This window comes from Delftia sp. UME58, assembly GCF_014170385.1.
In the GTDB taxonomy this organism is placed as follows: Bacteria; Pseudomonadota; Gammaproteobacteria; order Burkholderiales; family Burkholderiaceae_C; genus Comamonas; species Comamonas acidovorans.
The window spans coordinates 226,185-238,800 of the sequence record NZ_LZZV01000055.1; the positions used below are offsets into that span (position 1 = coordinate 226,185).

At 68.0% G+C, this 12,616-nt stretch carries 12 protein-coding genes; 7 read left to right on the forward strand and 5 right to left on the reverse strand.

What is annotated here, in order from left to right:
* Positions 1-38: 38 nt before the first annotated feature.
* The gene (locus tag A9976_RS16585; protein ID WP_183019900.1) at positions 39-794 is read right to left on the reverse strand and encodes an IclR family transcriptional regulator; all 756 of its coding nucleotides are present in this window, start codon (positions 792-794) and stop codon (positions 39-41) included.
* Between the two features lie 126 nt (positions 795-920).
* On the opposite strand from A9976_RS16585, the gene A9976_RS16590 reads away from it, so the two are divergent.
* From A9976_RS16590 to A9976_RS16610, 5 genes are all read left to right on the forward strand, one after another.
* Positions 921-2,174: a thiolase family protein gene (locus tag A9976_RS16590; protein ID WP_183019901.1), complete on the forward strand. Its 1,254-nt coding sequence runs from the start codon at positions 921-923 to the stop codon at positions 2,172-2,174.
* Positions 2,171-3,691, forward strand: a complete 1,521-nt coding sequence (locus A9976_RS16595) for a class I adenylate-forming enzyme family protein (protein ID WP_183019902.1) — start codon at positions 2,171-2,173, stop codon at positions 3,689-3,691. The genes A9976_RS16590 and A9976_RS16595 overlap by 4 nt, the downstream gene beginning before the upstream one ends.
* A 29-nt stretch (positions 3,692-3,720) precedes the next feature.
* Positions 3,721-4,704: a tripartite tricarboxylate transporter substrate binding protein gene (locus A9976_RS16600; RefSeq protein ID WP_183019903.1), complete on the forward strand. Its 984-nt coding sequence runs from the start codon at positions 3,721-3,723 to the stop codon at positions 4,702-4,704.
* Between the two features lie 122 nt (positions 4,705-4,826).
* Positions 4,827-5,936: a histidine kinase gene (locus A9976_RS16605; RefSeq protein ID WP_183019904.1), complete on the forward strand. Its 1,110-nt coding sequence runs from the start codon at positions 4,827-4,829 to the stop codon at positions 5,934-5,936.
* Positions 5,917-6,678: a LytTR family DNA-binding domain-containing protein gene (locus tag A9976_RS16610; RefSeq protein ID WP_183019905.1), complete on the forward strand. Its 762-nt coding sequence runs from the start codon at positions 5,917-5,919 to the stop codon at positions 6,676-6,678. The genes A9976_RS16605 and A9976_RS16610 overlap by 20 nt, the downstream gene beginning before the upstream one ends.
* 157 nt (positions 6,679-6,835) lie before the next feature.
* On the opposite strand, the gene A9976_RS16615 is transcribed toward A9976_RS16610, so the two are convergent.
* The 3 genes from A9976_RS16615 to A9976_RS16625 form a co-directional block, all read right to left on the reverse strand.
* Positions 6,836-8,323, reverse strand: a complete 1,488-nt coding sequence (locus A9976_RS16615) for an aminotransferase class V-fold PLP-dependent enzyme (RefSeq protein WP_183019906.1) — start codon at positions 8,321-8,323, stop codon at positions 6,836-6,838.
* A gap of 27 nt (positions 8,324-8,350) precedes the next feature.
* Complete coding sequence (locus A9976_RS16620; protein WP_183019907.1) at positions 8,351-8,821, reverse strand: Rid family detoxifying hydrolase; 471 nt, start codon at positions 8,819-8,821, stop codon at positions 8,351-8,353.
* 232 nt (positions 8,822-9,053) lie between these two features.
* Positions 9,054-9,266, reverse strand: a complete 213-nt coding sequence (locus A9976_RS16625; RefSeq protein ID WP_183019908.1) for a hypothetical protein — start codon at positions 9,264-9,266, stop codon at positions 9,054-9,056.
* A gap of 212 nt (positions 9,267-9,478) precedes the next feature.
* Between A9976_RS16625 and A9976_RS16630 the strand changes: the two genes are divergently transcribed.
* Positions 9,479-10,891: a cache domain-containing protein gene (locus tag A9976_RS16630; RefSeq protein ID WP_183019909.1), complete on the forward strand. Its 1,413-nt coding sequence runs from the start codon at positions 9,479-9,481 to the stop codon at positions 10,889-10,891.
* On the forward strand, positions 10,888-11,550 hold the full coding sequence (locus A9976_RS16635) for a response regulator transcription factor (protein WP_183019910.1): 663 nt from the start codon (positions 10,888-10,890) through the stop codon (positions 11,548-11,550). Before A9976_RS16630 ends, A9976_RS16635 begins: the two co-directional genes overlap by 4 nt.
* A gap of 22 nt (positions 11,551-11,572) precedes the next feature.
* On the opposite strand, the gene A9976_RS16640 is transcribed toward A9976_RS16635, so the two are convergent.
* On the reverse strand, positions 11,573-12,388 hold the full coding sequence (locus tag A9976_RS16640) for a ZIP family metal transporter (RefSeq protein ID WP_183019911.1): 816 nt from the start codon (positions 12,386-12,388) through the stop codon (positions 11,573-11,575).
* Between the last annotated feature and the right edge of the window lie 228 nt (positions 12,389-12,616).

A 12,616-nucleotide genomic window follows, 5' to 3' on the forward strand; every position in this document is an offset into this window, starting at 1 on the left:
CGTCCAGGGGCCTGTTCAGGCGGGCATGGGGTGCTCCCCTAGAGGCCCCCGGCCCCATGCCGCGCCATCAGCGCGCGCATGCGGCGCGCCACCTGCTCCTGGCGTTCGCGGCCCATGCGCTGCTTGATCGAAGCCACGCTGATGCCGCCGACGATGTTGCCCAGCGGATCGCGCAACGCCACGCCCACGCCCACGACGCCCGAGACGGCATAGTTGCCGATCACCGCATGCCCGGCACTGCGGGCCTGCCGGACCATGTCGCGCAGGGCCGAATCGGTCAGGTTGCGGTAGTAGGCCAGCCGGTCCCGGTTGGCGCGGATCAGGGCCTCGGCATCGCGCGCGGGCATTTGCGCCAGCATGGCCAGCCCTCCTGCGCCCACGCCTATGGGCTGGCGGTGCCCGACGCTGACGGCCAGCGCCTGGATCATGTAGGTGCCGATGGCGCGCGCAATGCACAAGGTATCGAAACCGCTTTGCACCACCAGGAAGGTGGCATCGCCCGTGTCCTGGGCAATCTGCTCGAGCAGCGGCCCGTAGGTTTCCTGGATGGGCGCCTCATGGGCGGCCGCCTTCGCCAGTTGCCCGCAGTACCGGCCCAGCACGTAGCGCTTGCCCGTCTCCTGCTGGCCCACCAGCCCCTCCCGCACCAGACTGGCCAGCAGCCGGTGGACGGTGGGAGGCTCCAACCCGCTGAGTTGCACCAGATCCGTCAGCCGGACCCCCGACGGATGGTGAGCCGCCACGAGCTTGAGCAGCTCGACCCCGCGTTCCAGCGTTTGCGTTCCGTGTGCCATTTTCCAAATGCTGGAAGTTTGTGGTTGAACCAGCGACAAATTCTATTCTTGCCTTCAGGCGGAATGGCAAGTCGGGCATCAAGGCTTCCACATTCTGGAAGAAAACCCAAGGAGACAGGAAGGCATATGGAAGTTTTCATCGCAGGCATTGCGCACACCCGGCTGGGCCGGCATCCGGACCAATCGGTCAAGCAGCTGACGCGCGAGGCCGTGACGGCGGCGCTGGCCGATGCGGGCCTGTCGCAGGGCGACATGGATGCAGCCTGGTTCGCCAACGTGCGCCAGGGACAGATGGAGGGGCAGAACTCCATCCGCGGCCAGTGCGCCCTGACGGCCATGGGCTTTGGCGGCCTGCCGATCTTCAACGTCGAGAACGCCTGCGCCAGCTCCAGCTCGGCGCTGTACCTGGCCTATGCCGCAGTCAAGGCGGGACTGCACGACGTGGTGCTGGTGGCGGGAACGGAGAAGATGTACTACCCGGAAAAGCGCCAGGCCATGATGGAAGCCTTCTTCGGGGGCACGGATGTCCATGATATGCAGGGCACCTGGGATGCGCTGCAGCACCTGGGGGCGGGCGTGGGGCCGGCCACGGCCGGGGGCGGCGACTGGCGCCAGCAGAGCTTCTTCATGGACGTGTATGCCTCGCTCGCCCGCATGCACATGAAGATGTACGGGACGACGCAGGCGCATTTCGCGCATGCGGCCGCGAAGAACCACGGGCATTCGGCGCTGAACCCGCTGGCACAGTACCGCACGCCCATGAGCGTGCAGGACGTGCTCGATACACCGCCCATCGCCTGGCCTCTGACCCGGGCCATGTGCGCGCCGATCTCCGACGGTGCCGCGGCCGCCGTGGTGTGCAGCGAACGGGCGCTTGACAGGATCGCCCGCGCCCGCGCGGTGCGCATCCGGGGCATGGGTGTGTCCAGCGCCACGCACCGGCCCGCCGAGGCGCTGGCAGCCCATTGCGTCAGCCTTGCGGCCGGGCGTGCCTACGGCGCTGCGGGCATTTCGGCCGGCCAGATCGATGTCGTGGAAGTGCACGATGCCTCGAGCTTCGCCGAGATCCTGCAGATCGAGAACCTGGGCCTGTGCGCGCGCGGCGAAGGCGGCCCCTACACGGCCAGCGGCGCCACCACCCTGGGCGGCGAGTGCCCGGTCAACGTCTCGGGAGGCCTGGTCTCCAAGGGGCATCCAATCGCCGCCACGGGCCTCATACAGCTGCATGAGCTGGTCACGCAGCTGCGCGGGGAAGCCGGCGCGCGCCAGGTGCGCGGCGCCCGGATCGCGGTGGCCGAGAACGGCGGCGGTTTCCTGCGCGTCGAGGATGCGGCCGCCGTGGTCACCGTCCTCGACAACCCCTGGGAAGGCCGCCCATGACGCCCATAGACTTCCTCTGGGCCGGCGTGCGCCGACAGCCCGACGCCGATGCCGCCATCGAGCTGGCCGCCGACGGCTCCATCGCCGGGCGCCTGAGCCATGGCGACCTGGCCCGGCAGGTCCATGCCGCGGCCGCAGCCCTGCAGCGAGTCTCGGGCCGCGCCCGCCCGACCGTGGCGCTCGCCAGCCACAACAGCCTGGCCATGCTGGTGTGCATTCTCGCCACCTACCACTGCCGCGGCGTGCTGGTGCCGCTCACACCCGGCAATCCCCAGCCCGAGCTGCGCCAGCAGATGGACACGGCCCGGCCCGACCTGGTCGTGCTGGATGGCAGCGCCCGCGAACTGGCCCGGGGCCTGGACATTCCCGTGATCCATCTGGCTCCCGTCCCCGGACAGACGCCGGAGTTCGCGCAATGCCAGGGCCTGCAAACCCGGATCGAGGAGGCCGGCGGCGAAGACACCATGGCCATCAAGTTCACGGGAGGCTCCTCGGGACGTCCCAAGGCCGTGCTGCAGTCGGTGCGCTGCCTGAACACCATGGTCTCCTCGCTCATGCAGGTGTTCGGGTTCACACCGGACGAGCGCTTCGTGCTCGGCCCGCCGATGACGCACGGCGCGGGCACCTTCGTGCTGCCCGTGCTCGCGGCCGGGGGCTGCCTGGTCATCATGGACGGAGCCAAGGCCGACCGGCTGCTGGATGCGCTGCACGCGCACCAGGCCACGGGCTGCTGGGTACCGCCCACCCTGCTCTACCAGTTGCTGGACCTGCAGGCCGAACGGCCACGTCCCCTGCCCGGGCTGCGCAACCTGCTGTATGGCGGGGCCGGCGCCACCTTGCAGAGGCTGCGCCAGGCGCGGACCCTGCTGGGGCCGGTGGTGGGCGTCACCTACGGGCTGACAGAGGCACCGGTGATCATCGCCGGCATGCCCGGCCATGCCGGCGCCGATGACGCCAGGCTGGGCAGTGCCGGCCGCGCGGGGCCACTGACGCGGCTGGCCGTCATGGACAGGGACGGCCGGCTCTGCCCGCCGTTCGAGTCCGGCGAGATCGTGGCCCGGGGCGACCTGCTGATGAGCGGCTACCTCGGCATGCCAGAGGAGACAGAGGCGGTGCTGTCCGACGGCTGGCTGCGCACGGGCGATGTCGGCCACCTCGACGACCAGGGCTACCTGTTCATCAAGGGCCGGTCCAAGGACGTCGTCATCTCGGGCGGCTTCAACGTCTACCCCGGCGATGTCGAGGAGGCGCTGTCCCAGCACGCAGACGTCGCCGAAAGCGTGGTCTTCGGGATTCCCGATGCCCATTGGGGCGAACGCGTGGAGGCGGCGGTGGAACTGCGCCAGGGGCGCCAGGCCAGCGCCGAGGAACTGCGCAGCCATGTGCGCGCGAAGCTGGGCGCGGTACGCACGCCCAAGGCCATCCACATCGTGGAGCAGTTGCCGCGCAATACCCTGGGCAAGGTGCAAAAGCGCCAGCTCAGGAATGAATTCATCCAGAAATACAGCGCGCCATGAAGCCGCTGGCACCCGCAGGAGACCAAGACATGCAAAAGCGCACCCTCATCCAGACAGGCCTGGCCATGCTGGCCGGCGGACTGCTCGCCGCCAGCCCCGCGGCGCAGGCCCAGGACTACCCCGCCAGGCCCATCAAGTTCATCGTGGGCTTTCCCCCGGGCGGCTCCACGGACCTGGTCACGCGCATCGTCGCGGCGCAGATGTCCGAGACGCTCAGGCAGCCCATCGTGGTGGAAAACCGGCCTGGCGCGGGAGGCAACATCGCCTCGCAGTTCGTCGCGGGCTCAGCGCCCGACGGCTACACCATCTACCTGGGCACCCTGGCCACCCACGGCATCAACCCGGTGCTGCAGAAGAACCTGCCCTTCGACCATATCAAGGGCTTCACCATGATCAGCCAGATCGGCTACTACACCAACCTGGTGCTGGTGAATCCCTCCACGCCCGCCAAAACCCTGGGCGAGTGGATCAGCCTGGCGCGCAAGGCGCAACAGCCCATGAACTATGGCTCGCCGGGACCGGGCACCTCCCCCCACCTGACCGGCGAGTACTTCCGGATCCTGACCGGCGTGGACCTGACCCACGTGCCCTACAAGGGCAGCGCGCCCGCGCTCACCGATCTGGTCGGAGGCCAGCTCGACGTGATGTTCGACAACCTGCCTTCCGCGCTCGGCCTCGTGCAGTCGGGCAAGCTCAGGCCGCTGGCCATCACTTCGCGCGAGCGCGTCGCCCAGTTGCCCGAGGTTCCCACGGCCATCGAATCGGGGCTGCCCGACATGGTGGTCGATGCCTGGGTGGGCGTCATGGCACCGGCGGGACTGCCCCAGCCGATCCTGGACAGCCTGCACAAGGCCATCGTCTCCAGCGTGAACACGCCGCAGGTCCGCAGCCGACTGCAGGAGCGTGGCGTCACCATCCGCACCTCCACGCCCGCCGAGTTCCTGGCCTACGTGAAGTCGGAGAACGAAAAATGGGCCAGGGTGGTGCGCATCTCCGGAGCCCAGGGCAACTGACGCCTTGCCCGGCCAGGGGCGGCACGGGGCGCCGGGCGCTGGCCAGTGCGCCGGCGCATGACCATAATCCGGGGCATGCGGCCCGTGGGCCGCGCCCATCCTGTCCGACCGCCAGCCCGCACGTGCCGCCTTCACCACCGACCGCCCCGCCGCCGGCCACCCCGCCGCCATACGCCCCGCACCCGGCGCTGGTCTTCGACGCCTGCAACGTCGGCGTGGTGCTGCGCGCCGTGCTCTTCGTGCAGGCCGTGGCGGCCACGGCTGCGATGTTCGGCGCCGACTCGCCCCTGCAGTGGCTGGAGAACATGGCCCTGCTGACCGGCGCCAGCCTGCCCGGCACCCTGGTCTGGCTGGTGGCCGCCTGCCTGCTCAAGCACCCGCTGCAGCGCCTGCCCTCCACCGGGCAGTATGCGGCCGGCGTGCTGCTGGGCATGGCGGCCGGGCTGTATGCCTGCGCCATGCTGCAACTGGCCGGCGGCACCAGCGCACCCTGGCTGGCCAGTGCCATGTCCGGCGGACTGCTGGCGGCCCTGCTGGTGGCCGCCCTGGTGCTGCGCGCACGCGGCCACACCCCCGCCGACACGCAGGCGCGGCTGGCCGAGCTGCAGTCGCGCATACGACCGCATTTCCTGTTCAACACGCTCAACAGCGCCATCGCCCTGGTGCGCGCCGAGCCCGCCAAGGCCGAGGCCCTGCTGGAAGACCTCAGCGACCTGTTCCGCTACGCGCTGGCCGAGCCGCACAGCACGACCACGCTGGCCGAGGAGATCGAGCTGGCCCAGCGCTACCTGGCCATCGAGCAGGTGCGCTTCGGCGACCGGCTGCAGGTGCGCTGGCAACTGGACCCCGGCGCCCATGGCGCCCTGCTGCCGCCCTTGCTGCTGCAGCCCCTGGTGGAGAACGCCATACGCCATGGCGTGGAGCCCAGCGCGCGCGGCGGCAAGCTGCAGGTGCGCACCGAGCGCCGTGGCGATCTGGTGGAGGTGCGCATCACCAACACCCTGCCCACCGAGACCGATTCCGCCAGCGCAGCTGGCACACGCGGCAACGGCATTGCGCTGGCCAATGTGCGCGCCCGGCTGTCGCTGCTGCACGACCTGCAGGCCCACCTCACGGCGCGCACGCTCAAGGGCCATTTCGTGGTGCGCATCAGCCTGCCGCTGGCTGCGCCTGCCAGCCCTCCCACGAAGACCGTATCGAAGAAGAAGGACCATGCACATCCTGATCGTTGACGACGAAGCCCTGGCCCGCGCGCGGCTGCGCACCCTGCTGGCCGATGTGCAAGCCTGCACGGGCAGCGGCCCGCACCAGGTCAGCGAGGCGGCGGACGCGCGCCAGGCCATGGCCGTGCTGCAGTCACCGGGCCCGCGCGCCGTGGAACTGGCGCTGCTGGACATCCACATGCCGGGCCAGGACGGCCTGGCCCTGGCGCACGCACTGCGCCGCCTGCCGCTGCCGCCCGCCGTGGTCTTCGTCACCGCCCATGCCGGCCATGCGGTCGAGGCCTTCGACCTGGACGCCGCCGACTACCTGACCAAGCCTGTGCGGCGCGAGCGCCTGCAGCAGGCCCTGGCCAAGGCTGCACGCACGGCGGTGCACCAGACGGCAGAGCGCGACAGCGGCCCCGTGCTGCTGATACAGGACCGGGGCACCACCGTGCGCCTGCCCCTGTCCGAAGTGCTCTACCTCAAGGCCGAACAGAAGTACGTGACCGTGCGCACCGTGGGCCGCAGCTACATCCTCGACGGCGCCCTGGCCGACCTGGAAACCCGCCACGCCGACCACCTGCTGCGCGTGCACCGCAACGCACTTGTCGCCCGCAGCGCCCTGCGCAGCCTGGAGCGCCACGACGACCCCACCGAAGGCGAAGGCTGGGCCCTGCGCCTGCACGGCATCCCCGAACTGCTCATGGTCTCGCGCCGCCAGCTCCCCCAGGTCCGCGCCGCCATCCGCGACGAAGGACAGCCCGGCTGACGATGAAAGGCTGCGGACAGCGCTCCGCGCCAGAAAGCACGCCCCCAACACAAGCATGGCCCAACGCGAGGGACACCGAGCAAGGGCCGCCCCGCAGCGAGGGTGTCGTCCCCCTCCGCGAAGCGAGAAGGGGGTAGCCGCGAAGCGGCTCAGGGGGTCAAGCCATCTTTCTAGACAAATCCCACATCGCATCCACCAGCAGATCGATGTCCCGCGCGTCATGCCACAGGTGCGTGGAGACGCGCACGCCGTAGTGCTCTGCCGCCGCGCCGATCACGGGGAAGTTGGAGTTGCGGATCACGAAGCCCTGCGGATAGTCGCTGAGCATGCGCGCCACGAAGGTCGATGACTTGGTCCCGTTCATCACGTCGTCCTTGTTCTGGAACGGGTTGAAGCAGGTCAGCGCCGACAGCAGCTTGGGATCGTCCTTGGGCGAGTACAGCGAGTCCACGCCCCAGCGCTCGACGATCTTTTCCTTGAGGTAGGACGACAGCGTCAGGTCATAGGTCTCGATCTTCTTGCGGCCGATGCTGTCCCACTGCGAGCAGGCCTGGGCCAGCGCCAGGAACATGGGCGTGTGCACGCTGCCGCAGGAGGTGACCGAGGCGGCGATGTCGTAGGTCTCCTTGGCCGTGGTCGTGCGCTCCAGCGCCGGGTAGGCACTGGTGTGCACCGGGTACCACTTGGGCAGGGGCAGCGGGTTGGAGGCGCGCATCTTGTTGCGGATGATGAGGATGCCCGTCGAGCCCGGGCCGCACTGCCACTTGTGGCCCGCGCCGGACATGAAGTCCATGCCCAGCTCCGCATAGTTGTAGGCCATCATGCCCGGCAGGTGGGCGCCGTCCACGATGCTGATCAGGCCATGCGCCTTGACCACGCCCATCAGGTCGGCAATGGGCAGCATGGTGCCGGTCTTGTAGGTGGGAGAGGACCACATCATGGCGCGCACACGCTTGCCCTGGGCCTTGAGCGCGCGGATGCGCTCGTCGAACAGGTTCACGTAGGTGGCGGCCGTCTGGTTGTTGCCCACGGGCAGGGCAATGCGCGAGACCTCGATGCCGTAGCGGTCCTGGGCGATCTTCAGGGGCGTGTCGCCGCCGCCGTGCTCGTGGTTGGTGGTGACCACCACGTCGCCGCGCTGCCAGTCGATGCCCAGGATGGCGTGGCACATGCCCGAGGAGGTATTGGCCGAGAAGGCCAGTTCGTCGGCATCCACGCCAAAGCCCGGCGCCACCTGCTTGCGCAGGTCCAGCAGATTGCTGTAGCCGTTGCCCGAGTCGGCAGCCTTCTTGCGGTTTTCGGTATCGAACACATCGAGCACCAGCTTGGGCATGGAGCCGGCCGTGCCGATGTTCATGTAGGTCTTCTCGGGCTTGAGGATGAACATGTTCTGCACGTCCGTCCAGAACGCCTCGTCGCGCATGAGCTGCTCGCGCAGGGCCTCGGCCGAGGTCTGGGCGTTGCTGCTGCCGCAGGCGGCCAGCAGCGGCCCCAGCGTGGCCACGCCGGTGCCGTAGCCCAGCATGCGCAGGAAGTCGCGGCGCTTGGAAGTCCAGCGCGCGGGATAGCCGGATTCGCCGGCGGCCGCAGTGGCGGTCAGGGATGTGGCCTGCTCGGCCGCGATCTGGGGGTGTCGTGCGTTCATGCGGTCCTCCTGTCGTTGCGCAAGCGGTCAGCGGCGGCCGACGATGGCCGAGATTTCGATCTTCACATCGCGCGGCAGGCGCGCCACTTCCACCGTGGCCCGAGCGGGGGCGCCGGTCTTGAAGTACTCGCCATAGACCTTGTTCATGGCGGCGAACTCGTTGAGGTCCTTCATGAAGACCGAGGTCGAGAGCACATCCTCATAGCCCAGGCCCTGGGACTTGAGCTTGGCGCCGATGTGGTCGAGCACGGCGCGCGTCTGCTCTTCGATGGTGGCGCCCTGGATGGCCGTGCCCTGTGCGTTCAGCGGCAGCACGCCCGAGAAGTAGATGGTGTTGCCATGCGCCACCATCTGCGAGTACGGGCCGATGGCCGGGTAGATCTGCGTGGTGGACAGCACCTCGCGCTTGTTGGGCGCAGCGCAACCCACCAGCGCCGCGGCCGTCACCACCACCCCGCATGCCAGCGCCACGCGCCGCAGGTTCATTCGAATATCCATGGTATTGCCCTTCTCAAAAAAAATACAAGCTGCCACTGCCGTGCCACGCATTACTGCATCGGCACCCTGGAAACACTTTGTCACCACTAACCCACTCATCAGAGCTGACCTGAATCACCGATACAAAATGATTCAAACTCGTGATTTCACGGAGAAATTCTAGGCATGGATCAGGAGCATTCGATAATGAATTTTCCCCTACGCACCACTACGCAAACGGACCCACGCAGTGCTACGCAGCGCTTCGACATTCTTTAAAAACAAAGGCTTGGCATGGAATCTGCTGATCTACCACCGGCACATCAGGCATCAGAGGTACGGCGCACCACAATACGGCAAAACGATTATCCAAAACCCCAAAAAGGGGAGTACGCACCAAGAAATGGCATCTCGCCTCTCCAGTATTCACGGGATATTTCTTTCGCGCCCGAAAATCATTTTCCATGGTGTTTTCCTTGGGATATTCAAACGTCTTTTCACGCGCGCGTGAATCCGCGTGAATCCGCATGGATATACAAGGCGCACAGGCCACTGGGAAATACGGCGCCCGCCATTCAAAGGCCGCCACCCTGGCGCCGGCGGCATGCGCGCAAGCCCTGTTGACAAGGCCCGGCCCCTGGGCGGAAAAGATCGTCGGTGCACCCCACACAGGCTCCCATGCAACTTCCGCTGAAACTTGCACTTCTGTCGATTGCCGCCATCGCGCTCGCCCTGGGCCTGGTCGCGGCGACCGTGCAGCACCAGACCCTGGAACTGGCCCACCAGGAACGGGAACTGGTCGAGACCGCCTACCTGCACAGCAAGGAGACGGAGCTGCGCCACTACGTCCAGCTGGCGACCACGGCGCTGACGCGCATCAAGTCCAGCGGCGAGGAGCAATCCTTGCAGCGGCGCCAGGCGCTGGAGATGCTGTCGCGCATGCAGTTCGGCGAGGACGGCTACTTCTTCGTCTACGACGAACACGGCAACGTGCTGCTGGATGCGCGCCAGATGGGCCTGTCGGGCGTGGACCTGTGCGATCCCAATAGCCCGGGCGGCGCAGGACCCGCAAGGATCATCCTGGACGCCGCGCGCAGCGGCGGCGGCCTGGTGCGCTACCAGTGGCAAAAACCGTCATCGCTGCGTACCGAGGCCAAGCTCGCCTACGTGGCCACGGTGCCCGAATGGGGCTGGTCGCTGGGCACGGGCCTGTACCTGGACGATGTGGAGCAGGCGCTGCGCCAGATCGACGAAAGCGCCCAGGCCAACATCGCGGCCACGCGCTGGCGCATCTTCGGCATTGCGGCGCTGTGCATCGTGCTCATCGGCGTGGCCGGGCTGGTCTTCAATCTCAGCGATCACCGCGTGTCCAGCAACAAGCTGCAGCGGCTGGCCCAGCGCGTGGTGCATTCGCAGGAAGAGGAACGCACGCGCGTGGCGCGCGACCTGCATGACGGCGTGGTGCAGGTGCTGGTCTCCTCCAAGTTCCTGCTGGAGACGGCCCAGGCCCAGCTCAGGCGGCTGGCCGCGCAGGACCCGGCCACGGCCCAGCGCATGGTGGACCAGGGCCTGGAGCAGCTCAATCACGCGCTGGTGGAGATACGGCGTGTCTCCCACGGCCTGCGCCCCGCCCTGCTGGACGACCTGGGCCTGGCCCCGGCCCTGGCGCTGATGAGCCAGCAAATGCAGGCCGAGGACGGCCTGCGCATGCAATTCGGCTGCCGCGGCGAGACCCGCTTTCTGCCGCCCAGCCACGCCACGGCCCTGTTCCGCGTGGCCCAGGAGGCCGTGACGAATGCGCAAAACCATGCCCAGGCCACGCGCATCGATGTCAGCCTGCACTTTCAGCGCCGCCGCGTGGTGCTGCAGGTCAGCGACGACGGGCAGGGCTTCGACATGCGCCGCGTGCAGCGCGACCGCCAGGGCGGCATCGGCCTGCGCAACATGCGCGAGCGCATCGAAGGCCTGGGCGGCCACCTGTCCATCAGTTCGGGGCGCCGGGGCACCCGGCTGGTCGCCGTGCTCTACCGCGATGGCGGCATGCCGCTGTCTCCCTCACCGGAATTCGAACTCCAACGGGCCGCTGCATGAACCCCATGATCCGCATCCTCCTGGTGGACGACCACCCTCTCGTGCGCGACGGCGTGTCCATGCGCCTGCAGGCCACGGACCATATCCGCGTGGTGGGCGAGGCCGCCAGCGTGGACCAGGCCCTGCCGCTGGCCCGTGCGCTGTCGCCCGACCTGGTGGTCACCGACATCCGCATGCCGGGCGCCAGCGGCATCGACCTGGCCGCACTGTTCCGCGATCAATTCCCGCTGGTGCGCGTGCTGGTGCTGTCCATGCATGAGGACCCCGAATACGTGCGCCGCGCCGTGGCGCTGGGCGCGCGCGGCTATGTGCTCAAGGACGCGCCTGCGCAGCAGCTCATCGAGGCCATAGACCAGGTCTACGCCGGCGGACTGTATTTCAGCCCAGGCCTGCAGCCCGTGGCTGAGGACGACGGCGATGCGGCCGGGCCCCGGCGCGCCCTCACTCCGCGCGAGGCCAGCGTGCTGCAGTGGATTTCGGAGGGCCGCTCCAACAAGGAAATCGCAGCGCTCATGGGCACCTCGGTGCGCACCGTGGAAACCCACCGGCTGCACCTGCGCCGCAAGCTGCGCATCGACGGCCATGCGGCCTTCATCAAGTACGCGGTGGATTACGCCGACCTGCTGGGGCCGGCACCCCAGGAGGCCCGCGCAAGCTAGGGCCCGCGCCTCCACATCCGCTTCAGTGCGCGTGCGCCGCGCGGCTGACCACGGTGACCAGCACGATGCCCAGAATCAGCCAGCCCACCTGAGCCATGGTCTCGCGTGCGCTCAGGCGCTTTTGCAGCTGGGGAATCAGGTCGGCCAGCGCCACGTAGATGAAGCTGCTGGAGGCCACGGCCAGGAAGTACGGCAGCAGTTCCTGCAGCTGTCCCACCAGGAAATAGCCGCCAATGCCGCCCAGCGTGGTCACGGCCCCGGCCATGGACACCTTGATCAGCGCCACGCGCCGGTTGGAACTGGACTGGCGCAGCACCACGATGTCGCCCATGTGGTGCGGCACCTCGTGGGCCAGCACCGACACCGCCGCAATCAGCCCCAGGCGCATGTCGGCCATGAAGGCGGAGGCGATCAGCACGCCATCGCCGAAGCAGTGCACGCTGTCGCCGGTCAGCACCGCCCAGCCGCCGTGGCGGTGGCCGTGGTGGTGTTCGTGGGAATGGCCATGGTCGTGATCGTGGGGGTCGTGCTCATGGGCCGGCGGCGCGCCATGCTCATGCCCGTGGTGCCACAGCTCGGCCTTGGACAGCAGGAAAAAGAACACCAGGCCCACCAGCAGCGTCACGAACAGGTCATGCGCCCCGGCCTCGCTCTCGAAGGCTTCGGGCAACAGGTGCATGAAGGCCGTGGCCAGCAGCGCGCCCGCCGCCAGGCTCAACAGCCGCTGCGGCATCATGCCCGGCGAGCGATTGCCTCCCAGCCCCATCAACAACGCGGCCACCCAGACGCTGCCAATACCGGCGGCCAGGGTGGCCAGAATGATTGCTACCAATGTCATAGCGATTTGTGCTTCAACCGTATGCCCTTGCAGGCGAAACCCGCGAATTCTCGCAGAAAGACGGGTCCCATCGCAGCCGTGGCCTGCGATCCCATGAAGAAAGCAGGCCACGGTGTCGGGTGCCCTCGGTTTCAGCCTACAGAAGCTGTCAAGCCCCCCTGCGCGAATAAAGTTGAAAGCTAGTCAGCAATACCTTAAAAACTGGCGCGTCCTCACACCAGGGACACC